Source organism: Paenibacillus xylanexedens (assembly GCF_007676705.1).
Classification (GTDB): Bacteria; Bacillota; Bacilli; order Paenibacillales; family Paenibacillaceae; genus Paenibacillus; species Paenibacillus xylanexedens_C.
Genome location: NZ_VEBF01000001.1, coordinates 1,638,978 through 1,665,710 on the forward strand (window position 1 = coordinate 1,638,978; position 26,733 = coordinate 1,665,710).

The window sequence follows — 26,733 nt, forward strand, 5'->3', positions numbered from 1 at the left end:
TATCTGCTAAAATACGAAATCCATTCGATTGCTTCTACAGTTTTTCTTCAGGTTTTCCTCCATTATACTCAGTAACAGCTACATGACCAGTGGGAAGGAAGAAGAACACTTATGAAATACGCCGATTTGCACCCGAACATCAGAATACGCATCATTACTGATTTTTTCACCGATCTGACCCAGAAATCCATCATCCCATTCATGGCGATCTATTTGAGTGTTCAGATTGGCGCCGGAGTGGCGGGCTTATTGCTGACCGTTAATATTGTGGCTTCCATGATTATAGGATTGTGGGCAGGATATTGGTCTGACCGAATTGGAAGAAAGAAATTAATGGTGATCGCACAAAGTCTGCAGGTCCTTGCTCTACTTGGCTTGGCTATCGCCAACTCGCCGTGGATGGATTCGATTATCGTCACTTGTCTCATGTTTCTTCTCAGCAGTCTCAGTTCAGGAATCACGGTTCCGATTGCCAATGCCATGATCGTCGACGTAAGCAGTGAACATGAACGTCATTATGTGTACGGATTGCAATATTGGACAACGAACATCGCTGTGACCTTTGGTGCCCTGATGGGCGGGCTATTTTTCGAATCTTTTCGTTTTCTATTGTTTAGTCTGGTATGTATAGAAAGTATGATTACCCTGTTCATCCTGGTCTTTATGATTCGTGAAACAATGGGCAATCGTGCATTTGGTTCTGACAATCAATTCAATGGTTCCGGTCCATCCACCAGACTAATGGAAGCCGATAATCCAATCCAGAGGAACATACTGAAAACATACTGGGCGGTCTTTCAAGACAAACGTTTCATGATATTTTTCACAGCAACTGTGCTTGCCGTTTCCCTAGAATTCCAGCTGGATAAATACATCGCTGTTCGTCTAAAAAGTGAATTCACCTCACAACTGTTCGGTTTGGATCTTTCTGGTCTTCATATGTTCAGCCTGATCATGGTCATCAACACCGTCTTGGTTGCCTTGCTTGCCATTCCATTCTCCAGGTGGATGGGTCGTTTCCAATTCAGGTCCATCATGACTGTCGGTATGTGCCTGTATACCGCAGGCTTCGCCGTGCTTGCTTTCAGCAACTGGGCCTGGTTACTCATCTCATCTGCTATACTCCTGACCATTGGAGAACTAATGTACGCCCCTGTTCGTCAGGTCATGCTCGCTGGTATGATTCCCGATTCGAACCGTGCTGCCTACATGGCTGCTGATGGGTTAAGCTATAACGTGGCTGCACTCCTCGGAAGTCTCGGGTTAAGCATCGGGGCCTTTCTGCCTTCATACGCAATGGCTGTACTCTATGGCCTAATGGGGCTTGGAGCGCTCGTCTATTTCCGAATGTCACTTCGGAAGGCAGATACACAGAATGAACATCTGACATATACAGATGCATCCTGATTTCACTTTTCCGGCAACAAAATAATCATCCAAGGGAGCCCAACAGGCTCTCTTTTCCATGTCATATCAATGTTTAAAAGTAAATGATCATAAACATTTTGTATATTATAGTTTACATTTAGTCAAATATCATGTACATTAGGTTCATGGAGGTGAGTAAGTGGAAGAATTACACAATCACGTTCGGGAGTTAAGAGCCAGAGACCGGCTGTCCCAAGCGGAACTAGCCAAGTTCATCGGCGCATCCCGCCAAACCATTGCCCTGATTGAACGCGGAGACTACTCTCCATCGGTCGTCCTGGCATTAAAAATAGCCCATGTATTTCGTGAACCAGTTGAAAAAATATTTGAATTGAAAGGTGGATTAGAATGAAAAATTCATCATCTTCGTCCATCAAAAAGCGGTTGCGTCTTCCCTTGTATGCAGCTGGTGGCGCTGTAGTTGGTTTTCTCGGAGCTAGCGGAGTCAGTAAAGTCCCTTCTGACTTGAACTGGACGTTGTCCGTGTACTATGACTATGATCTTTTATTCGCAATCCTGGCGGCTCTTGTGGTAGTTATGACGGTGTGGAACATCTTCAGTCTCTCCCGCACGCCATCTGTCCCTCCCATGGAAGATGATGCTTATAGAGATTCCGATTCACTCATCTCTCCCGCAGAGCGCTCCCTCGGAAAAGCGATGATACTCAGCGGATTCAGCGTTATTCTTACGTTTACCTGGGCAGCACTTGCCTTGTCCTTGTATGCATCCAACCGAACCATGCCGAATTCTCCAGAACTGTTTAACCTCTTGAATCTCGTTGCTTCATGTATCTCCATTATCATCGTCGTGGTAGTGCAAACTCTGACTGTGAAGCGATACAACCGTTATTATCCTGAGCGCACTCTGGATCTGAACTCGCGCAATATGAAGAAGGATCATTTTGAGAAGCTGGATGAAGGCGAGAAATGGATCGTGTATCGCGCAGCCTATCGTTCTTTCCAGATGATGAACGTGCTGCTTGGTGTCGGAATGGTCTCTATGGTTCTATATTCCATACTCTTTACCTTTGCTCCATTCCCGATTGTAGTGCTCTCTGTGATCTGGATTGCCAACATTGGAATCTATTATCGTGAAACCTATCGGGCGAGTAATCAGTAATACATGGGTAGGTAACTATTTTGTAAATATTTTCATAAAGGAGTGTTTGCATGCATTTATCCAAACGAAACACCCGCTTCAGGTTCACCTCCCTAACAGGAGCTTTCATGGCCGTGGTTCTGTCTCTCAGTCTGTGGGTACCCGCAGTTCAGGCGGAGACCCCGACTTCTGTAGCTGCTGAACAGGGTAAGACGAAAGCGCTGACAACTGAATCGGCTACAGCATTTCTGGATTCATTTTTCGATTCACCTGAGGCAAAGCCCCATTATGTCGGAGCCTCCGTGGTGGTTGTGAAAGATGGCAAAGTACTGGCGGAAAAAGGATATGGCTTCTCCGATGTGGAGAGCAAAACACCAATCGATCCGAAAAAGACTGCCTTCCGTGTAGCCTCTGTCTCCAAAACTTTCACGTCAGCAGCTGTAATGCAGCTGGTCGAGCAAGGCAAGGTTGATCTGAAAGCTGATTTTCAGACCTATGTGAAAGGGCTCGAATTCGATAATCCTTTTGACAAACCTGTAACTGTGGAACATCTTCTCACCCATACGACCGGATTCGAGATTCGTGATCCTCAGCAGGAAGACATCCATACTGATTTCGACAAGTACATAGCGATGGAGGATTACGCACAGCAACACATGCCTCCTGTCGTTCGAGAGCCTGGTAGCGCCTACATGTACGATAATTTTTCGTTTTTGCTGCTTGGCATGATTGTCGAGAATGTAAGCGGTGAACCCTTTGAATCCTACATGCAACAACATATCTTCAAACCGCTAGGAATGGATAACAGCAGTTTCATGCTGGACAAAAAGTTCCAAAAGCAGCTGGCTACAGGCTATGATGCGGCACACAATCCGCTTGATCTGTACACCATCGCTCCAACACCTATGCCTCAAGGCGGCATGTTGTCTACCACAGAGGACATTGGGAAGTTCATGATTGCTTTCCTGAATGATGGCGTGAAGGACAACGAGCGGATTCTCAAGGAATCCACGGTGAAAAGCATGGAACAATACCGTTCTTCCATTCACCCATTGTTGCCGGACACCACCTATGGATTCGAAGCAGCATTTCAGATTCCCGGTGCAGGAAGTAGTCCAAAAGTTATTACGAAAGCAGGCGACCTGACCGGATTCAGCTCTTATCTCTTCCTTATTCCCGAGCAAAATACAGGCGTCTTCCTGACGTATAATCAGAATGGAGCACTTCGTAATCTGTTCTACCCGGCATTCATTCAGAATTTCTTCCCGCAATATGCAGAGCCTGTGCAATTCAAGGAATACACGCCACAATCAGCAGCTGAGCTGCAACGCTTCACCGGATTGTACGCAGATCTTCGACTTAGCACGATTGTAAGTTCTCTGAAAGGTGGCGGGGATAAGCCAGGACAATTGAGCATTAACGATGTATTCCTGGGTCAACGCAACCTGATTCAAGTGGAAGATAATCTCTTCAAAGATGAATTGACTGGTCAATTCACAGCATTCAAAGAATATGCAGATGGTACCACATACCTGAAAGAACCTTACCTCAACCCTATGGGTTATGAGAAAAAAGGTCAAAAGCCTATGGGCTTCCGGGATGTTCGTGAGAACAGTCCTTATGCTGAAGCAATCTACGCAATACAATCTCTTGGATATTACGAGAATGATGCAAGCGAATCCTTTCAACCAAAAACGGCAGTGACTCGAGCTGAATTTATTGAGAATGTCCTTAAATTGAGCGGATTGAAAGCCAGCAAAACGACACCACCTACGGGTACCGATTGGGCCGATCATGCTGCAGCTGGATATATTCAGCTTGGGTATGAATCTGGCATGATTACAGGCACGGATCAACAACAGTTTAAACCAGATCAAGTTATCACCAGACAGGAAGCGATGGTAATGATATGGAGATCTCTTCAACTGCAATATCCTAATGAACTGTTCAAGGATGTCCAACTTGCAGGACACACGGACCCATGGGCTGTACCAGCCGTTCAGATGATGGCAAAGCTTGGTATCCATGGACCTGAGGTAAAAGTGCTGGAAGATGGATCCGTTGATTTACTTTCCCGCAAACCTCTGATTCGTCAGGAAGAGGCTGCGATTATGTATGCGCTGCTTACACAACCAACAGATCAAATCGTCGCTGAACTGATGGCTGCTCAGCAGCCGACAGCGGAACCAACGGATGAAGCAGCGCCTGAGGGTGATGAGGCAGAAACTGCTCCGGTTCCAGCGCCAACACTGGTCCCTTCTCCAGCATCGGCACAATAGAAATAATACATCTTCATAGCGATTAGATTTATCATGCTCATGATGTAAGACAAACAGGCTTGTTCAGAAGGGTACAATCCTTCTTGAACAAGCCTGTTTCTTTACTTTTCATAACTTATTATATCTATCTGTTACAGAGTGATATCCGTTTCTACGCCAGCAAGGAAGAGACATGACGATTGCCATTACGCTGGTCGTACTTGTCTGCCGCTGCTTGGGCATATCCCGCAAAATAATCCGCCAGTTTATGCAAATCTCCCGGATCTCCCTCATAAGGGAAGGACGCAGGTAGACGAAGTCGGTATCCTGGGGATTCGTCCGCCCAGCGACGTAACAAGGGTGCAGTTCTGGCATAGAACATCATTTTGGCAAATGGATCTTCATTATCCATCGCGTACACCAGACTTTCTTCCAGCACATCGATCCCCTTCGCCGGATTGGTGCGTACAAGGTAATCCATTTGCTCGGCAAAGCTCCTCACAAAATCATTTTGTCCCTTGATCATCCGGTAGCCCTTTTGTTGATGTTTGTCTGCTTCCGCAGTCCGCCCCAATCTGTAGAGCGGCATCAAGATCTCCGATAACGTAAGATGTGGAATCTCCGCACAGCTCATCCGCCCTTTCAGGATCGGTTTTGCCACTTCAAGCACCTTCTCGTCATCACCCGTAAGGATGAAATAACGCATAATCTCATCCTGTTCACAGGCTTCACAATCACTCATAAAGTCTCGATCCATGGTTCTGAACTTGGCGTAGCTGCTTCCTGCCTCCTCCAGTTCCCCAAGATCCATGGAGATACGGAACCGATAATACCAATACGACCGTTCGCTGTATCCGAATGACTTGAAACGCTGTCCGAAGTCCTCAAGCAGCTCCATCATTTTATCGCGAGACACTTCCGGGAAACTGGATAGTTTGCCTAGAATCCATTTGTAAGACCACATTAACGTTTCTTCATCATATTCTTCTGGCTGTTGGTCGAACTTGCCCAGCTGCCAGGAAAAAGCAATCAGTGCTTTCATCGGATAACCACAGAATGTTGCTGTCTCCACAATCTCCGATCTTGCTTCGTATGCCTCTTCCTCCATGCCGTTCACATCGGCCACTCTAGCTGCTTCTTCCAGCATCCCCAGCTTCGCCGGGCCATTAGGCAAGCCATAGGCCTCGTCCATCAATTCCTCAAAGTCCATCTCTGTCTTCATCAGGCATCTCCCTTACGATCTGTATTTGCACGTAAACCCCAATCTATAAAACGGACAATTCCCTGATTTAACACTTCAAGCTCTTGCTTGCTCATGGCATAATGCCCCATCATCAGTGCATTGACATACAGCATCTCAATGGCAATCGGCGTCATCTGGGCATCCGGTGACGTTAACACACGCTGAATAACCGGATTGTTCACATTCAAGTACAAGGTTGAATATCCTGCCGAACTAATGCCAGAGGATAAGGAGCCAAGCACAGATGAAAATAATTCAGTGCTCTCTTCGCTCGCTTTTTCCAGCGCACGCAGGGTAGAGGATTCCTGAGACAGCGTGAACAACACCGGCAGATCCGATGGCTTGAAACCTTTGACCTCAGCCCGACATCTGAAACGCTGCAAAGCGGAATCAGCCAGTCGCAACGCATCATAATACTGATTACGATCAGCGGGTGGCACATCGGTGAAGCTCATCGAGACCTGATCCGGCTGGAGCCGCTCCGTGTGGACATTGTGCACAGCCAAAGGCAGTGTCGCCATCAACTCGCTGTCATAGATGTAGCCACCGTTAATAACCAGCATCGATTGTGCGGAAGCCACATGATGGATCTGACGGTACTCGTCTACAGAGGACGTGAAATACAGCGTCTCCCCTTCATCCATTAGCTCACCGAGTTCCCGGTGGCCCCTGGTGCTCTCAAATGGCAGCCAGCGGTGAATCATCGCGTAGAATGCCTGATCCTGTACAGCCAGCGCCTTCATGGACAGGGCATGCAGGCGAATCAGCTTCTGCAGCCGTTCCGTCTGGCTCTCAGCCATGTCGGCCAGTCCCTTGCGAAGTGCGTCGCCGAGTTCGGAGCGAACTTCCTCCAGCTTTTCATTTTCATAGAAATGTTCCCGCGAAGCCGTCGGTTGAAGCTCATCTGTCCAGATCAGACATTTCACGAAGAAAGCCCACTCTGGCAAAATGTTCTCTGCTTTCTCCGAAATCAGCATTCGCTTCAGATACACCCGGTGAGAACGCTTGGCATTCAGATTGACTGCGTGTGGCAGCACAAAAGCAATGCCTCCCGTACGGCCTGAAGCCGTCGTTAAAGGAATAAAGTCCTGGAACTTCTCGCCAAGCAGACGTTCACCAAAAGCCAATACCTCTGCTCTGCGTGAACGTGCGAGTGCAGGGTCCATCAGCCAGATCGGCGTCTCGCTATTCACCACATGTTGCATACCATCATGATGCAGCGTGACCGGATACGGCAATAACGCTCCATAATAGAACAGAGCTTCTTTCACATAATCTGCTTCAAAGTAGTGAGCTGCGTCTGGTGTGCAGCGTAGATATACTTTGGTCCCTGGGGACAGTTGTGTATCCAGCTGACGGATCGTATATGTGCCATCCGGCTTACCCCGCCATTCCATCGAAGGGCCACCCTTGGCGGATTGCGTCAGCATGACGATTTCGTGACTCACCATGAAACAGGATAACAACCCGATCCCGAAACGCCCGATAAACGAAGACTCTCCATCCAGCAGCGCTTGCTGTCCGCGCTTCGAGGATTGTCCGATCATGGCCAGGAATTCATGGATATCAGCTTCAGTCAAGCCGATGCCGTTGTCCTCCACCATCATGGTCAGCTGCTCACCTGTTCCTGTCAGTTCTACACGCACTGTACCCTGATATCCGGGCTCTGCCTCTGTTCGTGCAGTAATCGCATCCGTCGCATTCTGCATCAGTTCACGCAAGAACACTTTCGGACTGCTATATAGATGGTTGGACAAAATCTGGATCATACCGCTCAGATTCACTTGAAAACGATACTCATTGGATGCTGTCATGATTCACTCACCTTCCTCTTCCTCTACGTCCGAACACCATATGTCCCCATACAATGTATACATATAAATGTGTTAGACGAATTCATTATGTAATTGTTAAAAACTGACGTTCCCCGACAGGCACGCCAAGGCATGACGTGAAGCCGGCCCTGGGTAACCAAGACCGGCGTTAGATGCATATTTCAGGCATGCCTGAGATGTTAGCCGTTATATTTCATTACCACGTCAACATTAGCAATGAAACGGATATTCGATCCTTACAATAAGGATACATGGTACAAGTCATAGTGAAAACAAACCTGAGACCCGATTTGAAGGGGAATTGGGGATATGTGTGCACCCTCCATCCGGGACTATTGACGGAGAGATTTATCTTTTTTTGTCATCCATTTGAACGATATGCTCCTACCGGACGTATAATCTCCAAACTCAGATCGGACGGTGAATGTACATGATCGAAGTACGCAATATATCCAAGCAATTCAAGGTGCATCAAGCACTGAATGATGTCAGCTTCACAGTTAAGCAAGGCAGCGTCACTGGGTTGATTGGCCCCAACGGTTCGGGCAAAACCACACTGATCCGTATCATGAACGGTGTCTTGGGTGCCTCAGGTGGACAGGTAACCATTAACGGATTGGACGCGGCTCGTGAGGCGGAGAAAGTGCTAGCCATGTGTGGCACCCTTACCGAACAAAGTGGATTATATGAAAATATGAGCGGGCGTGACAATCTGACTTTCTTCGCTGATGCTTTTGGTCTGAAGCAAGCCAGAGAACGAATTGATGAGCTTGTGAACCTGTTCGAGTTGCAGGAATATCAGCATCGCAAAGTCGGCACCTATAGCACAGGCATGAAGAAACGCTTGGGCCTTGCACGAGTGCTCTTGCACCGTCCTTCCATCCTGTTTCTGGATGAGCCAACCAATGGCCTGGATCCGGATGGAATTCAGATGGTGCTTCGCATCATCCGTCAGTTAAATAAGGAAGAAAAGATGACGATTCTGGTCTCGTCTCACGTGCTGTCCCAACTGTCAGCTGTCTGTGATCGTTATATTTTCATGGAAAAGGGCCGCATTGTTGAGGAGGGTACGGAACAGGAGATTGTTAGCCGGTACCTGTCCACACCAAAGCTCGAAGTAGAAGCCAACATGCCCAATGGATGGCACAATTCAACCGATTATACACCTGAGGCGACATCCGCATATCAAGCGACGTATCAGCTTCCATCCCGTGAGGATATTCCAGTGCTGTTACGGCAATTAACGGAGCATGGCCAAGTCTATCAGGCCCGCATCACGGGCAGTGATCTGGAAAGTATCTATTTTGCCATAAGGGAGGCACACCATCATGAATAACCGCCAAGCCATACGCGCACTGGTACGCAAAGATATTCGGTCCGTCACCGCCAGTGTTCAGCTCTGGTTGCCCATGTTAATCGTTCCACTGATCATCGGAATTATCATGCCCTCTGCGCTCCTGTGGGCGGCCTCCAGAATGGAACTTCGTTCTCTGGGCAACATCAGCTTTCTGCTCGAATCATTGGATTCGTTAACCCATAGTGGACAGATTCCTCAGCTTGCTTCCATGCCTACAGATAATCATCGTATTGTCTATTATTTGGCCATGTATATGTTCGCTCCCTTGTTTCTCATCATTCCGGTGATGGCCTCCAGTATTCTGACGGCCAATAGTTTCGCTGGAGAAAAGGAACGTAAAACGCTGGAAGGATTGTTATTTGCACCGATCAGCATGGACACTCTTTTTAAAGGCAAAGTACTGGCTGCCCTGATCCCATCCATTCTATTATCCTGGGTTACTTTCCTGATCTACGGATTGATTGCCAATATTCTGATGTACCCCATGTTTGGAACGTTGATGTTTCCCAATCTGAACTGGATGATTCTGGTCCTGTGGGTTGTTCCTGCTTGCAGTCTTATGGTCATTTTGTTAAACGTGCTGATCTCGGCCAAGGTTCGTGGGTTCCAGGAAGCCTATCAGCTTGGAGGATTGGTTGTCATTCCCCTAATCGCCTTAGTCGCTGGTCAGGCCAGTGGCATGCTGCTGATCGGTCCTTGGATGTTACTCATGATTGGAGCTGTGCTCATGCTCATTAGTGTGGTTCTCCTTCGTTTCGTAACGCTATGGAATAGTCGTCAGCAACTGGCGGAAAGTCAGATCTGAGTGATGTAGATTGAGAAATAAATAAACGCAGGTTATGATGTGGAGACATATACTTTCGGATGGTAATAGAGAGGAATGGAATAACCGCATGGAATCCAAACTACTTCAAAAATTAAAATATGCTCCCCAATTAACGGCACAGGAGAAGCATATTGTGGACTATATCCTGAACAATCCCGAAGTTGTGTTCGATTCTACAGCCCATGAACTGGCTCAGCAGACCTATACAAGCTCATCCACCATTGTTCGCTTATGCAAAAAGCTGGGTACCAAGGGGTACCCAGACTTTCAGTTAAAGCTTGCTCTTGAATATCAACAGATGCCTTCCGCCATGCAGACGCAGGATCATGCAATTGCAGAACAAGGCAACGTGCTGGCTGCCATCGACTCGGTTCCTTACCTGTATCAGCAGGCGCTGGAAGATACCCGCCGGATGTTAAACGCTCCTGTTTTGCAACGAATCGCGGGCTGGGTCAAACAATCCGGACGCATCGATATCTATGGCAGTGATATGAATTATTACCTGGCGCAACAGGCTTGTGCCAAGTGGAATGAACTCGGCATATCTGCGATTGCTCACAATAGTCCCAACATGCATTATTTGAACACGATAAACCCCAATAGCCTGACGCTGTCTTTTGTTATTTCGCACACAGGAGAGAACCAATCCATGATTGAAGCCGCCAAAGTGCTGAGCAACAAACAAATGAAAGTCATCGCGGTCACGGGCAACAACCATTCAACACTGTCCAAGCATTGTGACGAGACGCTGCTGGCTTATGGATACAATGAACAATTAAGGCTGTCCAAAATGTCTTCGATGGTCTCTGTACTTTATATTTTCGACATGTTGTACATGGGAAGCATTAGCGACACGTATTAACGATTACCGTTGATCTGCTGCGAATTGAATTCCAGCATCCTTACGCGCACTCATGAGCACACTCATCACAGACTGGCTGTGTTCCAGTAGTTCGTAAGACCGTTTGAGATCTCCACTTGCATAGATGTCCCTGAACGCTTCCCACTCATAGTACAGCCAATTGGATTTGGTCTGCGCATTATACGACTCAGCAGGCTCATTTCCGATCTGAAGCTTGATCTCCCGGCAACCATTTGCTCCTCCCACAACCTGAAGATACCCCTTCTCTCCCTGAATAAGGACAAAGTTCATGCTGCTTGTGTCTTTGGCACCTACACATTCCGCAATAAACTCCGGATATTTAAGAACCACCACACCTGATGTATCAATGCCGTTCGCATGCTGATTCGCGGTATACGATACGGAATTCGGCCTGCCAAACAGATTCATGACCAGATGCAGATTATAAATATTAATATCCATCAGCGCCCCACCAGAAAATTGTGGATTAAATACGTTCGGTGTCTCCCCTGCCAGCAGATCATTGTATTTGCGCGAGTATTGACTGTAGTTACACTGGATGAGTTTGATTCGACCGAGCTTGGGCAGTTGCACCTGTATGATTTTAATATTAGGTAGATGAATGTTGGAGATCGCTTCAAACAGCAACAGATTTTTTTCCTTCGCAAGTGCAATCAACGTTTCTGCTTCCTGAAGCGTGGACGTGAACGGTTTTTCACAGACGACATGCTTGCCGTGTTGAAGTGCCTGATAGGCCTGTTCGTAATGCATGCTATTCGGTGAAGCAATGTAGATGAGATCTACACTCACATCTGAGAATAGGGATTCCAGGTCCGTATAGATTGTACCTACAGCATATTTTCCCGCAAGCTCCTGTGCTGTCTCTCTCTTCCGGGAGTACATCGCTGTACACGTAACATCTTCCAGTTCATTGATCGCGGACAAAATGGCATCCACAATGGACCCTGTACCAATCGTTGCTATATTCATCATATCGTTTCGCTCCTGTCGTTGGTTGTTTTTCAGTCGACTTTCTTCGCCGCTTCGATTCCGTCATGTAAAATATCCAATACATACAAAACCTCTTCATCCTTGACCGGTTTATCACCGTGATGTCGAATGGCTTGAAGCAGTTGATCATATAACATGCCATAGTCCGTTGCTTCCGAAGGAACTTTCTCCGTATGTGATGTTCCATCCTCATCAACATAACTGATCGTACCCCAGTTATCCTCCGATTCAGATTCAATAGATACCCGGGTTCGTCCATCCCCACTTTTCGTTTGATGTCCGCTGCTATATTTGACAAAGCTTCCCCGATCCCCGTGTACAATGAATTTGGGATGCTCGATCTTCACGAGAAGGCTGCACTTGATGGTGGCCTTCATTCTTCCATAACGAAAATCAATATCAATATAATCATCAGATTCACCCGGCGCAATCAAACTCCGAACATCATAAACAATTCCATCGGCTACGCCATATATGGAGATCAATTGATCGATGGTATGCACGGCCAAGCCATGCAGCAATCCAAATCCGCTTCTCGCATACTGTGGGATAAAATAATCATAATGGGACTGGATTTCAACAATGTTCCCCAGTTTGCCACTCTCGATCACTTTTTTCAATGTCAGAAAGTCACCATCAAATCTGCGATTTTGATTCGCCATGGCGATGAGATTGTTGCGGGTGGCTAGTTCAAAAATATCCTTGGCTTCCGCAGAAGTGGGAGCAAAAGGTTTCTCCACCAGCACATGTTTCCCATGTTCCAATGCCAGCTTGGCATATTCAACATGGCTATCCACATGGGTAGCAACAACAATCAACTCAATCTCATCATCCTGCAATAGGTCTTCGATGTTCGTTGTAAATGTAATCTCGGGATAGAGTGATTCACGCTCTGTATCGCCAATTCGGTCTTCCTCCCGACGATAGATCGCCTTCACCTTGATGTTCTCTTTCTCGTCCAGATAAGGCAGGTGATAATTCACCACTGCATTCCCAAATCCGATGATCGCCATATTCAATAACATGATCGCTCACTCCTCTGCTCGGGTTGAGTGCTATGTTATCACGATCAAGTCAAGCGGAGAATGCTTTGGGACAGGATTGGCAGCAACATGCGCAATTCGATTTCAGGTTTGAATATGCATGAAATTCAATTTCATTCTCTCCTTTTTTCACATTCGAGATCTAACATATCTTCCATTGTTTACCGATATAACATAAGGCGTTAATTACATACATATAGAACGAAGGGGACGATGAAAGAATGAAAACAGGGTATACATACTTACAACGAACCATCTGTACATTGCTGCTCATTACACTGCTTGCAGCAATGACATTGGGAGGCGGAAGCGCAGCCCAAGCAGCTACACTCAGCCAATCCACAGTGTATTATGAGTCCGACGGAGTCTTGTACAAAGTATCCGCTGATGGCAGTAACACAACGGAAGTATTAATTGATTTCCAAGGTGTGGACTTGCTCGCAGCAGGCTCTTATCTCTACTACACTCAGACTGCTTCTTCCACAACCTTGCTTCGGGTTCCGAATGACGGGTCCAGCGATGCAGCAGAGACATTTGCTACAGATGTACTCAGCTATTATACGGATAACGGGTTCATTTATTATCTGGACGCAACAGGCACGATCTATCGCGCTAATGGCAATAGTGATGCTTCCACTGCCACCAAGATTGCCGACAAGGCCGATACCGATTTTCCATTTCTCGTGGTCGCCAAAGGGCGTGCCTACTATAATGCATTAGTTAATGGAAACACATGGATCGTCTCCAAAACGTCCAACGGCTCTGGAGCTGTACAGCGGATTGCCGCAGGCGCAGTGGAAAGTCGTTATTTTACCAATCAAGCCAAAAAAGAAATGCAACTGATGGTCAATACAGACCCTTACGAGCAGTTTTACTCAACCAATGCTGTCGTTATGTATAAGGTTAATTACAACACTGGCAAGGCCACTGCAGTTAACCCAAAAGCCAAGCTGGATGTGAATGCTGTATATTCCGGTGGTTGGGGGAACAATCTTTACGTGTATAACAAAGGAATCGCGCTGGATAGTAACAAGGATTACAATTACGCCAAAGGCAAAGCGTTTGCGTTAACGACTTCAGCCAAAACGCTTCAGCTTCATAACAAGAGCGTCCGGGAAGTAAGTGCACTCGGTACAGACAAGGTTGTAATTATTGATGCAGACAAAAAGGCTTATGCCAAAACGGTCTCCGGCAACAAAGTGACCAAGTCCGCCAACCTGAACCTGAACAATGTAACGTATGTTGCGAATCAATTGACCAATGGCACACCGACGGCTGCATACATCTCGGGCAACAACGGTCTCTATTCAGTCAACACAGCTCTCAAGGTAACCAAACTTACCAGTGACGAATGGGATGCATTCCATATCAGAGATGATGTTGCCGGCCTGTTCTACATCAATGCCAAAGATCAGTATCGCCTGTATCACGTGCAAACGGGGGGAACTGGTAAAAAAGTAATGAGTGACGTTTTCCTCGACAATATTCTATTGGTAACACCGTACTAACCTATACTGTGGATTCAGGCACATAGCCTATTTAACAGCCTTGTCCATAACAATGAGGATTACCTTGCAGCCATATTGGCTCTTGGTAGTCCTTTTTGGTGTCGAAAACTATTTTTCAAAAACATCTTCCATATGAGAATGATAATTGTTATCATTAAGAAAATAAGACAAAAGGATGGTCCGTATGACTGAACAGTTTCCTTTCATTGCTGAAACCTCATCTCTACCGCTCCTCTCCTCCATGTGCCGTGTGCGTCGTGGGGAGAACTTCCGTGTGCAAGGCAAGACGGTGTCCCGGCCCATGCTCTGTCTTATTTTGCAAGGAGACGGTGTTCTGGTCCTGAATGATACAGTCTATACGGCTCAAGCCGGCAGCTTGTTCGTTTTGAATCCAGGTACAACCATTGAGGCCGCTGCACGCTCGAATGTGACCGAATGTATATTGCTAAGCATGGATACTGTTCGTTTGCAGCAAGTCCGTGGTGAATGGAAAATGACCCCTACTCCTGGCTTCCCGCTGGATTGGCAGACAGGCAGATTGCTGGTTCGTCACGAACAGCAGGCTGTATCACGTTTGGAACAACTGTATGAAACCTATCGCGGTCTTCAACCGGATCACTTTATCAGTATACATAGCCAGCTGCACGAACTGCTGCAGTTTCTCTCGGAGAATCGGCTGGAAGCCAATCATGAGAAAGTAGACCCTGCCTTGGAACGCAGCATTATGTATATGCGACGTTACATGAGTGAAGGAATTAGCATGGATCAACTCGCCAAGATTGCTGGACTTACACCCAGCTCTTATTCTCGCAGTTTCAAGAAAGCCAAGGGCATGTCCCCCACCGATTACCTGAACCGTTTACGTATAGACGAAGCCAAAAAACACCTGACAGCGGAAACGTGTAACTTCAAAGACGTCGCGATATCTGTCGGGTATGGCAACGAGTATTATTTTAGCCGCAAATTCAAACAAACCTTGGGGATTGCACCCAGTGTATATATGAAAAGAGATCAACTTCGAGTTGCCACGGCATCCATTATGGGATTCCACGAGAACCTGGCCTCGCTTGGACTGCATCCGGTAGCTGTGCTGGAAGGAGCCCTTGATCGCGATGCCGATGATTATGAACAAGAACGCCGATTAACCAGGCAATTAGATCAACTTCGGCAGGCGAAGCCAGACTTGATCATCGGTGACTTTTACCACCAGCCCTATTACGATCGGCTAAAAAGCATTGCACCTACCATCATTTTAGAATCAACAAATGACTGGAAAAAGAACCATATTCGCATAGCCGAACTGGTTGGACGTGAGAAGCAGGCGTTGCTGAATTTCAAGGAACTTGAGTTTCGCAAGCTTGAGGCAAGCCAAAGCCTACAACCGTATTTCGAACAGGGACGTATTGCTCTGATGCACATTACGAACCAGTCCATCCGCTTGCAGGGATCAGGCGAGGACCCGTTAAATCAGTTGTTGTATGATGAACTGGAGCTCCATCCTGCCCAGCTTGTATCTCCCGAAATCTACAGAAATGAGTATGCAGCAGATAGCATCCCCGTGCTGGACACGGATTACCTATTTATTCATCGTGCTACGCTTCATCCTGCCAGTGAAAAGGTGTTCCGACGCATGAAACAAACGGCATCGTGGAATCGTTCCCCTGCCGTGTTGCAAGGTAACGTTCACGATATTTCGAATTGGCAACGGTTATGCTGGACTCCGGCTGGACGGCTGCAGATTCTAAATGAACTGGAACAGATTGCCCAGCAGTCTGTGGTCTTTTCTCATGCAGGTCTGATCGGACATTAGACACTGAACATAAGTTGATACGTTGGGCAAGGTTTCTTTTACATCGTGTTCCTTCAATTATAATTCAGTAAGATATTGCACAGGCCAAAGGGCCCTCTCCTATAACGGAAAGGGCCCTTTGCATGTAATTATGAGTGTTCCTTAATCTCTTCCTTCGGAACCAACTTATATATCTCTTCATCTTCCATGGTATCAATTAACCGATCCAACCATTTGTAATATGCTTCCGCTTGCAAAACCTTGTGTTTGTCTTCCATCAGGATGTGGATAAGTTCAGCATCTGCCTGCTCATCCAGATCTTCGACTAAGCGATTCAGTTCGTCAATGGATTTCCGTAGAATCTGAAGGTTACTCTCCACAGCTTTTCTCCATTTGATAGCAAAATAATCCGTAAACGTCTGATGCCAGTCATACTCCACTTCATATAGGTCTTTCCTGGAGCCCTTGCTCCATACTTTATTCACCATTTTCAAATCCAGCAGTGTTCGTACACCTGTACTCATACTCGTTTTGCTCATTTCCATTTCCCGTCCCATATCGTCAAGGGTCATTGGCTTGTCTGCAAAAAATAGCAATCCATATAAGTGTCCCGTTGACAGCGTAACGCCGTAAAGATCCATATTACGTCCAATGGCTTCAATGACGCGTTTACGAATCTTCAGCACGGTTGCCTGCTGTTCCTCTTGTAAATGGTCCAAGCCCATGCTTGCAACCTCCATTCTGAACATTCCACAGTCTTGGCAAAATAATTGCAACACTTTAAAAGTCCTGCTTACATGGGAAAGCATCCGGCCGGACATCCTATATGCCAGAGGGCTTTCTTTCACCCAATGTATGAAAATGGGAACTTTACCAGGCTACAATTGCCTATGACTTTCTTTTAACCAAAAAATCTAGCTTCAATTCAGCTCATTTTCTATTGTAGGAAAAGCGTTATCAAATGTAAAGGAACCTCATTAGGCAGAATAAGGAGAATGGCGGAGCATATGGAAGGAAAACTTTGTACAGTTTTTACTGTACAAACATTATGTACTGTTTATTCGGTTGATATACTGGTTAAGTATTGTTAGAATAAAAAACGTTACCCAGAAAGACGGGAAGCGAAGCAACAATTACCGGATTTCGTGGCTGGGCGCACAAGTGTATGGGCTTGTGGATGCTAAAAGCCGTTCGAAGTGCACAACACATCAGAAGGGGTGAAAACATGACCATACTTGAAGTGAAAAACGTAAGTAAATTGTTTGGACCCCAAACCGAGCAAGGTCTGCAATTACTGGAGCAAGGTTGGGGTAAAGAAAAGTTGGCCAAAGAAAAACAGATAACGGTTGGTGTCAACCGGGTCAACATGGAGATTAAGGAAGGCGAAATTTTCGTTATTATGGGGCTGTCCGGGAGTGGTAAATCCACATTAGTACGGATGTTCAATCGCCTGATTGAACCAACATCCGGAGAAATTCTGGTCCATGGTAAGGATCTTCGCAAGATGAACAAAGAACAATTGCGCGAAGTGCGCCGGAAAACGATCAGCATGGTCTTCCAGAAGTTTGCGTTATTCCCGCACCGTACCGTTCTTGATAATGTGGAGTATGGATTGGAAATACAGAAAGTAGACAAAGACGTACGCCGTGAGAAAGCGAAAACTTCACTTGAGCTGGTTGGCCTTAAAGGCTGGGAAGACAAAATGCCAGATGAACTCAGTGGCGGGATGCAGCAACGTGTCGGCTTAGCCCGTGCGCTTGCCAATGACCCCGAAGTACTATTAATGGATGAAGCCTTCAGTGCACTTGATCCATTGATTCGCCGTGATATGCAGGATGAGCTGATTGAGCTTCAAGATAAAATGAAAAAGACGATTATTTTCATTACCCATGACTTGGACGAAGCGCTGCGCATCGGCGATCGTATTGCCCTCATGAAAGACGGCGCAGTCGTGCAGATCGGTACACCGGAAGAAATCATGATTCAACCGGCCAACTCATATGTGGCCCGCTTCGTCGAAGACGTGGATCTGTCCAAGGTTCTTACTGCATCCCATGTGATGCGTCGCCCTGAAACAATTACGCTTGACCGTGGTCCTCGTGTTGCCCTCGAATTAATGCGCGAACGTGGTATTTCCAACCTGTTTGTCATTGACCGTTCGAAGAAACTGCTTGGTGTTATTACAGCTGAAGATGCAACCCGTGCCATGCGCGAAAACAAAGTATTGAACGACATTCTGATCACGGACGGGCCGACAGTGTCGCCTGAGACCCTGATTCATGAATTGTTCGAAATTGTAAGTTCTGCCCATGTGCCTCTCGCTGTTGTTGGTGAGAATGGCCGTCTGCAAGGTGTTATCGTCCGCGGTGCCCTGCTGGGTGCACTTAGCGGTGAAGTTGCAGTAAAGGAGGAACTTGTGAATGATTCCCAAAATACCACTAGCATCGTGGATTGAATCCATCGTTGACTGGATGAGCTCCTCGCTCTCCGGATTGTTTAATGTAATCTCTGTTGTTATTCAGGCAGTAGTCGGATTCTTCTCCGGGCTGTTCATGCTGCCCCATCCACTCCTGTTCATTGCCATATTGGGTGTTCTTGCGTTCCTCGTAGGTCGACTCCCACTGACACTATTTACGGTTATCGGGTTCTTGCTCGTAGATAACTTGGGATACTGGTCCCAATCGATGGACACACTCGGTCTGGTTATCACTTCAGGATTGGTTTCGATCCTGCTTGGTGTGCCTGTTGGAATCTGGCTCGCATACAGTAAAACTGCGGCGCGTATCATTACACCGCTGCTTGACTTCATGCAGACGATGCCTGCATTTGTCTACTTGCTGCCTGCGGTTACGTTCTTTAGCCTTGGTGTCGTTCCAGGTGTTATCGCGTCCGTTATATTTGCGATTCCGCCAACGATTCGTCTGACTCACCTGGGTATCAGACAGGTATCTGGCGAATTGGTTGAAGCAGCCGATGCATTCGGCTCAACTTCCATGCAAAAATTGTTCAAAGTACAGCTTCCACTCGCTTTGCCTACCGTGATGTCCGGTATTAACCAGACCATCATGCTGTCACTGTCCATGGTTGTTATTGCATCCATGATCGGTGCACAAGGTATTGGTGCGGAAGTCTATCGTGCCGTAACACAACTTCAAATCGGTAAAGGTTTCGAAGCCGGTCTGGCCGTTGTTGTACTCGCGATTGTTCTGGACCGTTTTACACAAAATGTGTTTATGCCAGGTCGGAAAAAGAACTCACGCATTACAACCAAGCAAAAAGCGTGGATCACTGCTGCCGCAACATTCCTTGTGCTAGTAGCTGGTTTCTCACAATACTTCGTTGGTGGCACGACTTCCGCTGGCGGCAACAACTCAGGAGCCAATGCTGTAGGTGAAGAAGTGAACTATCAGATTATTGGTATCGATCCAGGGGCTGGTATCATGAAGTCCGCAGCAAAAGCGATCGAAGACTATAACCTGACTGACTGGACTCTGATTGAAGGCTCTGGTGCAGCCATGACGGCCACGCTGGACAAAGCGATCAAAAATGAAGACCCAATCATTATTACAGGTTGGACTCCACACTGGATGTTCAACAAATATGATCTGAAATATCTGGAAGATCCAGAGAAATCTTTCGGTGATGCTGAAGAAATTCACACCATCGCCCGTAAAGGTCTGAAAGAAGATCACCCTGTTGCGTTTGAATTCCTGTCCCGTTTCCAATGGACCTCGGATGAAATGGGTGAAATGATGACTGCTATCCAGGATGGCACATCCGCAGAAGAAGCAGCTAAAGCTTATGCGGAGAAACATGCCGATCAGATTGCTGAGTGGACCAAAGGTCTGACTCCAGTGAACGGTGATGCATTCAAACTGAGCTATGTGGCTTGGGATTCCGAAATCGCAAGTACCAACTTGCTGAAATATGTGATGGAAAACAACTTGGGTTATAAAGTTAACGCTCTGCAAGTCGAAGCCGGACCAATGTGGACGGGTGTTGCCTCAGGCGACGTAGATGCCTCTCCAGCAGCTTGGCTGCCATTGACACACGCTGACTACTGGGAACGTTACAAAGACCAGGTGGACGATCTGGGTGCCAACATGACGGGTGTACGTACAGGACTCGTGGTTCCTAGTTACATGACTGAAGTAAATTCGATTGAAGATCTGGAGACAGGTGCTGCTTCTTCCACTCCATCGGCAAGTGCCAATGTGGGCGAAGAGGTTAATCACCAAATCGTTGGTATTGATCCAGGTGCAGGTCTCATGAAAGCTACGGCAAATGCGATTGAGCATTATGAATTGTCTAACTGGAATCTGATTGAAGGTTCTGGAGCCGCGATGACTGCATCGCTCGACAAAGCTTATAAGAATGAGGAGCCCATCATCGTTACGGGTTGGACTCCACACTGGATGTTCAATCAGTATGATCTGAAGTATCTGGACGATCCCGACTTAATTTTCGGCGATGCAGAGGAAGTTCACACGGTTGGACGTAAGGGAATCAAAGAAGATCATCCCGTTGCCTATGAGTTCTTCTCTCGCTTTAATTGGACTGCGGATCAAATGAGTGAAATCATGGTAGACATTCAAAAGGGCGTTTCGCCTGAAGAAGCTGCCAAGACTTATGCAGAAAAACATCCGGACCAAATTGAAGAGTGGACCAAGGGGTTAACCCCTGTTAAAGGTGACAATTTACGTCTCGGTTATGTTGCATGGGACTCTGAAATTGCGAGTACCAATCTGATGAAGTATGTGCTGGAGACGGATCTGGGTTACACCGTCAAAGCCCTACAAGTCGAAGCTGGTCCAATGTGGGCAGGCTTAGCAGCAGGTGATATCGATGCTTCTCCAGCCGTTTGGCTCCCGCTTACACACGGGGACTATTGGGAGACGTATGGAGATCAGATTGTTGATATAGCTGTCAGCATGACTGGAGTCAAACAAGGACTGGTAGTTCCGACTTACATGGATATCAACTCTGTTGAAGACTTAAAAGTTAATTAAACCAGATTGAGATGAATAAACCTGAATTTGGTAGAAAGGCCACCGAAATTATTCGGTGGCCTTTTTCTGTCATCTTTTATCTTATGTCTTCCTCTGGCTATCTTGAGCTACGTGAAATTACACGATTCTCTCTTACCTTTGTCCTTCCTTGCTTGGAACGAAAATTCGGCAAAATCTGCTTCCTTCGGAGTTTTCAGACACGCCCTAGTAAAAAAACAGCTTGCAGATGGAAGTCTGCAAGCTGTTCTAAACCGTCTGTATCATGCGTCTTTACTGCTTTTGCCACTCGCTTGCCGACAATAGCAGGGTCACCACTTCAGCACGTGTTGCTTCTGCGAGTGGGTTAAACCTATTCTGCCCTGTTCCTTTCACCAGTCCTGCATCATATGCAGCAGCGATATATGGAACAGCCCAAGCGGGTACTTTATCTGCATCCGCAAAGCTCAGTGCAGGATTGGAATGTACCGGAAGACCGAGTGCTCTTACGAGCATAACCGTCATCTCTACCCGCGATACTTTGCCAGATGAACGGAAAGTATCATCCGTATACCCGCTAATGATGCCTTGCTCCACTGCCTGAGCAATAAAGGATTGCGCCCACGCCGGTATGCCAGCAGCATCCTTAAACGTCAATGCCTTGTTGCTGGCTGGGAGTTCAAATGCTCTTGCCAGCATAACAATGAATTCGGCGCGTGTGGCAGGTGCATTCGGACGGAAATTACCATCCTGATACCCGTTCACAATTCCCCGGGAAATGGCCTGTTCAATGGCAGCAGCGGCCCAGTGATTCCCGATATCTTTCAGGTCTACAACTGGTATGGTTGGAGTAGCGCCTCCTCCATTACCCGGAACGGTTGGCGTAGTTGGATTCGTAGGATTGGTTGGTGTAGTCGGTGTGGTTGGAGTTACAGGCGTGGTAGGTGTTGTAGAACCTCCACCACTGTTACCACTGCCCGGATCACTTCCATTATTCCCGCCACCATTACCAGGGTTGCTGCCATTTCCGTCTCCTGGAAGTGGCGTTCCTTTCAAATCGGTACTACGTCCTTCCGTCTCTTGGTTCACTGTACCTACACGGTCCAGATGTTCATGGAAGATTTCATAATCGACCAGATTCAATTCGTAGAATCGATTATCATCTTTTGCCGTTCTCATAGCACGATAGAAATCTCCACCGTTAGCCATGAATGAATTGGTAGCGACGATATAGTACCCGTTCGGATCGATATCCGTGTACGTTCCATCTGCATTCTTAATCTGAACTTTGACCACACGTTGACCGACTTGGGTCACGGTGTTGGTCGTTGCATCCATTTTCTCGCCTGGCTTCGTAGAATCGTAGTAGAACCGCATGCCTGCCACTTGCGGGAAGCGTCCTTCTCCCGTTTCCACACCACTAACGCCATTTTCCAGCGCGGCTGTGATTTCCTTGCCTGTCATTTTCAGCGCAGACAGGTTATTACCAAATGGCATCACAGTCAGGAGATTGCCCAGCGTAATATCACCTGTCTGGAATGAAGCTCGAATGCCACCGCCATTCTGGATCGCCACGTATCCTTTGACGTCGTTTTCCTGCACAATGGATTTCACTTTCTCCAGCATACCGTCTGTCATCAGGTTTCCTAAATTGGTTTCCTGTTTCCGCACAGTGCCACGTTCTCCATCCAGGAAGACATTCGTTTTACCAATAACCGTTTTCTTGAACTGTTCCAACTGAGGGGCATATTCTTTCAACTTGTTCGCGGCTTCCACATCATCAGCATAGATGAATTGGTTGGCAGCATCTTTCGCATCCAGACTCAACAATTTGCCGTTCCACTTCTTCAATATACCCGCTTCATCAAACGTAACATCCAATTGACCAAGAGAAACGTCATATTCCCCGGTTTGTACAACCAATGTTGGCTCATCTTGGCTGCCTACAACCATAGGTTCCTTCAGAATGGTGTGTGAATGACCACCTACCACAATATCGATTCCTTCTACGGCTTCAGCCAATTTTAGATCCTCTGAGTAGCCAAGGTGAGTCAAAGCAATGATTTTATTGATACCTTCATTTTGCAGCATCTGTACAGTTGCTTGTGCACTTGCCTTATAATCTACAAACTTCAAGTCATCTCCCGGTGAAGAAAGAGATACTGTGTCCGGTGTCGTCAGTCCGAAAATACCGACTCGCTCACCATTCACTTCCGTAATAATCGCTGGATAGATTTCGGCTTTCTCACCCGGATCACCGATGCTATTGTTGTATAAACCACTCAAGCTCGCATCTTTTGAATAATCAATATTGGCACTCACGAACGGGAACTCTGCTTTTTCAATGAATGCTTTCAGTACGCTTGGACCTTTATCAAACTCATGGTTACCAAAAGTCATGGCATCGTATCCGATCATGTTCATGAATTCCAGATCAGCCAGACCGTTAAACAGATTGAAGTACAATGTGCCTGAGAAAACGTCCCCTGCATCCAGCACCAAAGTGTTATCATTGCGCGCTTCCTTAATTGCCGTTACTCGGCGCGGGATGTTATCCAGATGCGCATGCGTATCATTCGTGTGAAGTACGCGCAGGTTGAAGTCCCCTTCTTCCACTGGATCTCCAATACTTAATTGTGCGAGTAATGGATCATGGTCGCTCACCCGTCCATCCGCTGTCTCAAAATCGGCATTCACATGTACCACTTCGATGGCTGCCGTCTCAGTCAGGTTTTTACTCACCAGAATGTGATCCAGTGTCTGAGAGTTTCCATCATAGATGTAGGAGTATCGCTGATTCTCTGGCAGTTGGTTTACCAAGTTGTCCAGTTCATTACCTTCAACAATGTTCAAGGTATTCGAGAATTGGAAGTCGTTAAAATCGCCAAGTACAGCGACATTTACGTCAGGGTCTTTGTTCAGTAACTCTTTCACAAAGCCATTGACCAGCGCAGCTTGCTTCGCACGTTGAACTTCACTGCTTCGAGTCGCAGGCTGTATGCTTCCAAAAGGTTTCAAGTCTCCACCTTTGGAATTGAAATGGTTGGCAATCACGACTACACGTTCACCATTGAATTCAAATTCCGCTGCGAGCGGTTTGCGAGAGCTGGCGAATGCCTCGTCCTCTGGTGCAATACGTCCCGGATTATTGGAGAGACTGCCGTCTGCTTTGACTGTGATTGCTGTCATAGCATTTCCTTTTCCGATACCAGTAGCCAACGTTACACGGTTCGGCTGGTATAGAAATCCTACCCGAATGTTGGCACCCGGCGCCCCGCCATCCTTGTTATTTTCCGGAGAAATCTCACTGTATCGATATGTTGGTCCATTATTCGCTTTGATTGCATCAATTAGAGTCTGAAAACTCTCATTGGCCGCTGTTGTACCTGTATCGGCATCACCATCGTTATCCTGAACTTCCATAATGCCAATGATGTCTGGCGTGTTCAGATTATCCACGATGATTTTGCCGATTTTATTGGCTCGTGTTGCATCCTTTTTGCTGAAGTTCTCCACATTAAACGTGGCAATGGTCAGTTTATCTGCTGCTTTCTCAATGGAAGTAGTCGCTTGTTTCGCTTCTCCTGGGATGACTGCTGGCAAACTCCCTTCAGGACTCACCTTGAAATTGCCGCTAGAATATGTCATTACTCCAATTACACTACCATCCAACTTATCGCCTGTTTTTACTGCTTTGGAAGGTTTCTTACTGATAAATAGACGCTGCGGATTGAGATCACTCTCATTCATACCTTTCTTGTTATCGGTCAAAATAACACCACCATTAGGCGTGCGAAGTGGATTGTTCTCACCATTATCCACGACAACGGCCAGACCCGGTTGACTGGAGTAAGGACCTATAATCTCAGGCTTTTCCAATTCAACGCGCATGCCTTCGAGACTTTCATAGAAGTCTATGGCATCCTTCTCTGGGTTAAACTCTCCAAAAGAGTCCGAGTCAATGACTGTTGGAATGATTCGTCCATTAACACCCAACTTTACAGGTGCAGGTAGTTCGACTTGATCTAACACTTTTACAATGGTACTCCCCGTAATTTGCGTGGTGGTTAATTCGTTAACCGCCCCATATTCCGTAACTTTCCCAGATACCTTCACCTGGTTGCCAACGATAACTCCATGACTCGGTTTATATACCTGAATGGCTTCGGAGGTCCGATGATCATCGTCAATCTCATCCGGAAGCTCTTGCATGTAAAAACTGCTTGTACTGACTGAGGTAACAATACCTTCGATATCTTTAACATCATATCCGTTAAAAACAGAGGTATGTCCTGCACCTTGAATATCATGGATACGCAAGTTTTCTTTATCAGGAAGTACTTGATACGTAAAGGTGTACACTTCACTGGATTGTCCATTAAGAATGGCAACAGCTTTGATTACGATGTCTTGATCAATCACCAATGGGTTGTTATACACGGCAGAAGAAGTAGTAGGTTCGGTTCCATCCGTTGTGTAATGTACGACTGCACCCTTTGCTGGAGAGGTTAATGTGACTTCATTGTTTCGGGGAATCCCGCCGGACGGAACACTTGCCATCACAGACAGGCTATTTTCTACAACATCTGCGGCTGTTCTAGGTAAAATCTCTAATCCGTAATTACTGTTGAACGTGAGAACACCTTGCACATATTCGTAGGTTTTGCCGACAGTTAGCGCGTTAGGGGAGTTTTTGGCATAGATCGTCATCTCAGCACCATGACTATCCGTAGCGTAGAACGTCGAACTACTGCCCCGTGTTACCTGAATATCTCTTACTTCGACAAACATTCCCTCATACTTTTCGCCCGGACCCTTGTTACTTTGGTCTGCTGGTCTGACAAAGTCTGTGGACACCATATTTTTGGGTCCGGGGATTGTTACATTTTGCTCAGTTACCTTCATGTATCCTTCGGTAAAACCCGACTTATCCTTCTCGATCTGGACGAGTCCGCTGTAGTGGGTAATTGGACCATATACTTCAATGCGATCCCCCACGTCAACTTGATTCTTCGCTCGGACTACAATGCCAGCTTCTTCGTCTTGAATATAATAATTCGTGAATTCTCCGGAGAGTTCACTGTACGTTACGACACCTGAAACGGCTACATTTGTATTTGGTGCAAGTACTCGCGCATCAGCAATGGGTATGATTCCAGCCCCGTCTGCTTCCTGCACTTCTGAGTTATCCGTCTCAGCTGGTTCCTCATTTTCAGTTCCATCCAAATCATCATCTTCGTTAGTCGGTGACTCTAGGTCTGACGATTCTTCAGTTGGGACAGCATCCGGTATGGAGGTCTCCTGATCACTTGTTTGCGGCTGTTCCGTTACTACATTTTCCTCATCAGCATATACGGTGCTACTTAATCCACCGATTGGTGCCGCACCTGTAACGACAAGAACGAAAACCAGAAACCCTTGTGCCCAACGTTTCACTTGCGTGTTGTTCATTCGTCCTACCCCCATGTTTTCAACTTGGCAATCATTTGT

The 26,733-nt window shown here is 46.7% G+C and carries 17 protein-coding genes; 11 read left to right on the plus strand and 6 right to left on the minus strand.

Annotation, left to right across the window (positions count from 1 at the left end; all coding sequences use genetic code 11):
• Positions 1-111 precede the first annotated feature (111 nt).
• The 4 genes from FS628_RS07515 (at position 112) to FS628_RS07530 (ending at position 4,805) form a co-directional block, all read left to right on the plus strand.
• On the plus strand, positions 112-1,407 hold the full coding sequence (locus FS628_RS07515) for an MDR family MFS transporter (protein ID WP_145320454.1): 1,296 nt from the start codon (positions 112-114) through the stop codon (positions 1,405-1,407).
• Between the two features lie 160 nt (positions 1,408-1,567).
• Positions 1,568-1,780 (plus strand): helix-turn-helix transcriptional regulator, encoded by a 213-nt coding sequence (locus FS628_RS07520; protein ID WP_145320456.1) that lies wholly within the window; start codon positions 1,568-1,570, stop codon positions 1,778-1,780.
• Complete coding sequence (locus FS628_RS07525) at positions 1,777-2,547, plus strand: DUF3169 family protein (protein WP_145320458.1); 771 nt, start codon at positions 1,777-1,779, stop codon at positions 2,545-2,547. The genes FS628_RS07520 and FS628_RS07525 overlap by 4 nt, the downstream gene beginning before the upstream one ends.
• A gap of 50 nt (positions 2,548-2,597) precedes the next feature.
• Positions 2,598-4,805 carry a serine hydrolase gene (locus tag FS628_RS07530; RefSeq protein ID WP_145320460.1) on the plus strand — a complete coding sequence of 736 codons (2,208 nt, stop codon included), beginning with the start codon at positions 2,598-2,600 and terminating at the stop codon, positions 4,803-4,805.
• 151 nt (positions 4,806-4,956) lie between these two features.
• Here the strand turns inward: FS628_RS07530 and FS628_RS07535 are convergent, their stop codons facing one another.
• Both FS628_RS07535 and FS628_RS07540 read right to left on the minus strand, forming a co-directional pair.
• Complete coding sequence (locus tag FS628_RS07535) at positions 4,957-6,006, minus strand: hypothetical protein (RefSeq protein ID WP_145320462.1); 1,050 nt, start codon at positions 6,004-6,006, stop codon at positions 4,957-4,959.
• Complete coding sequence (locus FS628_RS07540) at positions 6,006-7,841, minus strand: HSP90 family protein (protein WP_145320464.1); 1,836 nt, start codon at positions 7,839-7,841, stop codon at positions 6,006-6,008. Before FS628_RS07540 ends, FS628_RS07535 begins: the two co-directional genes overlap by 1 nt.
• Positions 7,842-8,292: 451 nt before the next feature.
• On the opposite strand from FS628_RS07540, the gene FS628_RS07545 reads away from it, so the two are divergent.
• The 3 genes from FS628_RS07545 to FS628_RS07555 all read left to right on the plus strand — a co-directional run bounded on the left by FS628_RS07545 (position 8,293) and on the right by FS628_RS07555 (position 10,907).
• Positions 8,293-9,198 (plus strand): ABC transporter ATP-binding protein, encoded by a 906-nt coding sequence (locus FS628_RS07545; protein WP_186327735.1) that lies wholly within the window; start codon positions 8,293-8,295, stop codon positions 9,196-9,198.
• Positions 9,191-10,024: an ABC transporter permease gene (locus FS628_RS07550; RefSeq protein WP_145320468.1), complete on the plus strand. Its 834-nt coding sequence runs from the start codon at positions 9,191-9,193 to the stop codon at positions 10,022-10,024. Before FS628_RS07545 ends, FS628_RS07550 begins: the two co-directional genes overlap by 8 nt.
• A gap of 88 nt (positions 10,025-10,112) precedes the next feature.
• Positions 10,113-10,907 carry a MurR/RpiR family transcriptional regulator gene (locus tag FS628_RS07555; protein ID WP_186327736.1) on the plus strand — a complete coding sequence of 265 codons (795 nt, stop codon included), beginning with the start codon at positions 10,113-10,115 and terminating at the stop codon, positions 10,905-10,907.
• A gap of 3 nt (positions 10,908-10,910) precedes the next feature.
• Here the strand turns inward: FS628_RS07555 and FS628_RS07560 are convergent, their stop codons facing one another.
• Together FS628_RS07560 and FS628_RS07565 are read right to left on the minus strand one after the other, a co-directional pair.
• Positions 10,911-11,897 carry a Gfo/Idh/MocA family protein gene (locus FS628_RS07560; protein ID WP_145321457.1) on the minus strand — a complete coding sequence of 329 codons (987 nt, stop codon included), beginning with the start codon at positions 11,895-11,897 and terminating at the stop codon, positions 10,911-10,913.
• A 32-nt stretch (positions 11,898-11,929) separates the two neighbouring features.
• Complete coding sequence (locus FS628_RS07565; RefSeq protein ID WP_145320472.1) at positions 11,930-12,943, minus strand: Gfo/Idh/MocA family oxidoreductase; 1,014 nt, start codon at positions 12,941-12,943, stop codon at positions 11,930-11,932.
• A 239-nt stretch (positions 12,944-13,182) separates the two neighbouring features.
• On the opposite strand from FS628_RS07565, the gene FS628_RS07570 reads away from it, so the two are divergent.
• Positions 13,183-14,469, plus strand: coding sequence for a DUF5050 domain-containing protein (locus FS628_RS07570; RefSeq protein ID WP_145320474.1), 1,287 nt, complete (start codon positions 13,183-13,185; stop codon positions 14,467-14,469).
• A 184-nt stretch (positions 14,470-14,653) separates the two neighbouring features.
• Positions 14,654-16,279 (plus strand): helix-turn-helix domain-containing protein, encoded by a 1,626-nt coding sequence (locus FS628_RS07575; RefSeq protein ID WP_186327737.1) that lies wholly within the window; start codon positions 14,654-14,656, stop codon positions 16,277-16,279.
• 128 nt (positions 16,280-16,407) lie between these two features.
• Here the strand turns inward: FS628_RS07575 and FS628_RS07580 are convergent, their stop codons facing one another.
• The gene (locus tag FS628_RS07580; RefSeq protein WP_145320478.1) at positions 16,408-16,983 is read right to left on the minus strand and encodes a GbsR/MarR family transcriptional regulator; all 576 of its coding nucleotides are present in this window, start codon (positions 16,981-16,983) and stop codon (positions 16,408-16,410) included.
• 500 nt (positions 16,984-17,483) lie between these two features.
• Between FS628_RS07580 and FS628_RS07585 the strand changes: the two genes are divergently transcribed.
• Both FS628_RS07585 and FS628_RS07590 read left to right on the plus strand, forming a co-directional pair.
• On the plus strand, positions 17,484-18,713 hold the full coding sequence (locus tag FS628_RS07585; RefSeq protein ID WP_145320479.1) for a quaternary amine ABC transporter ATP-binding protein: 1,230 nt from the start codon (positions 17,484-17,486) through the stop codon (positions 18,711-18,713).
• Positions 18,679-21,267, plus strand: coding sequence for a glycine betaine ABC transporter substrate-binding protein (locus FS628_RS07590; protein ID WP_145320481.1), 2,589 nt, complete (start codon positions 18,679-18,681; stop codon positions 21,265-21,267). Before FS628_RS07585 ends, FS628_RS07590 begins: the two co-directional genes overlap by 35 nt.
• A gap of 270 nt (positions 21,268-21,537) precedes the next feature.
• Here the strand turns inward: FS628_RS07590 and FS628_RS07595 are convergent, their stop codons facing one another.
• Positions 21,538-26,694 carry an S-layer homology domain-containing protein gene (locus FS628_RS07595; protein ID WP_186327738.1) on the minus strand — a complete coding sequence of 1,719 codons (5,157 nt, stop codon included), beginning with the start codon at positions 26,692-26,694 and terminating at the stop codon, positions 21,538-21,540.
• Positions 26,695-26,733: the final 39 nt, after the last annotated feature.

Excerpts from the sequence above, each read along its gene's own strand:
- FS628_RS07515 (WP_145320454.1), top strand. The coding sequence starts at position 112 with ATGAAATACGCCGATTTGCACCCGAACATCAGAATACGCATCATTACT.
- FS628_RS07525 (WP_145320458.1), top strand. The coding sequence starts at position 1,777 with ATGAAAAATTCATCATCTTCGTCCATCAAAAAGCGGTTGCGTCTTCCC.
- FS628_RS07530 (WP_145320460.1), top strand. The coding sequence starts at position 2,598 with ATGCATTTATCCAAACGAAACACCCGCTTCAGGTTCACCTCCCTAACA.
- FS628_RS07535 (WP_145320462.1), bottom strand. The coding sequence starts at position 6,006 with ATGAAGACAGAGATGGACTTTGAGGAATTGATGGACGAGGCCTATGGC.
- FS628_RS07540 (WP_145320464.1), bottom strand. The coding sequence starts at position 7,841 with ATGACAGCATCCAATGAGTATCGTTTTCAAGTGAATCTGAGCGGTATG.
- FS628_RS07545 (WP_186327735.1), top strand. The coding sequence starts at position 8,293 with ATGATCGAAGTACGCAATATATCCAAGCAATTCAAGGTGCATCAAGCA.
- FS628_RS07550 (WP_145320468.1), top strand. The coding sequence starts at position 9,191 with ATGAATAACCGCCAAGCCATACGCGCACTGGTACGCAAAGATATTCGG.
- FS628_RS07555 (WP_186327736.1), top strand. The coding sequence starts at position 10,113 with ATGGAATCCAAACTACTTCAAAAATTAAAATATGCTCCCCAATTAACG.
- FS628_RS07560 (WP_145321457.1), bottom strand. The coding sequence starts at position 11,897 with ATGAATATAGCAACGATTGGTACAGGGTCCATTGTGGATGCCATTTTG.
- FS628_RS07565 (WP_145320472.1), bottom strand. The coding sequence starts at position 12,943 with ATGTTATTGAATATGGCGATCATCGGATTTGGGAATGCAGTGGTGAAT.
- FS628_RS07570 (WP_145320474.1), top strand. The coding sequence starts at position 13,183 with ATGAAAACAGGGTATACATACTTACAACGAACCATCTGTACATTGCTG.
- FS628_RS07575 (WP_186327737.1), top strand. The coding sequence starts at position 14,654 with ATGACTGAACAGTTTCCTTTCATTGCTGAAACCTCATCTCTACCGCTC.
- FS628_RS07580 (WP_145320478.1), bottom strand. The coding sequence starts at position 16,983 with ATGGGCTTGGACCATTTACAAGAGGAACAGCAGGCAACCGTGCTGAAG.
- FS628_RS07585 (WP_145320479.1), top strand. The coding sequence starts at position 17,484 with ATGACCATACTTGAAGTGAAAAACGTAAGTAAATTGTTTGGACCCCAA.
- FS628_RS07590 (WP_145320481.1), top strand. The coding sequence starts at position 18,679 with ATGATTCCCAAAATACCACTAGCATCGTGGATTGAATCCATCGTTGAC.
- FS628_RS07595 (WP_186327738.1), bottom strand. The coding sequence starts at position 26,694 with ATGAACAACACGCAAGTGAAACGTTGGGCACAAGGGTTTCTGGTTTTC.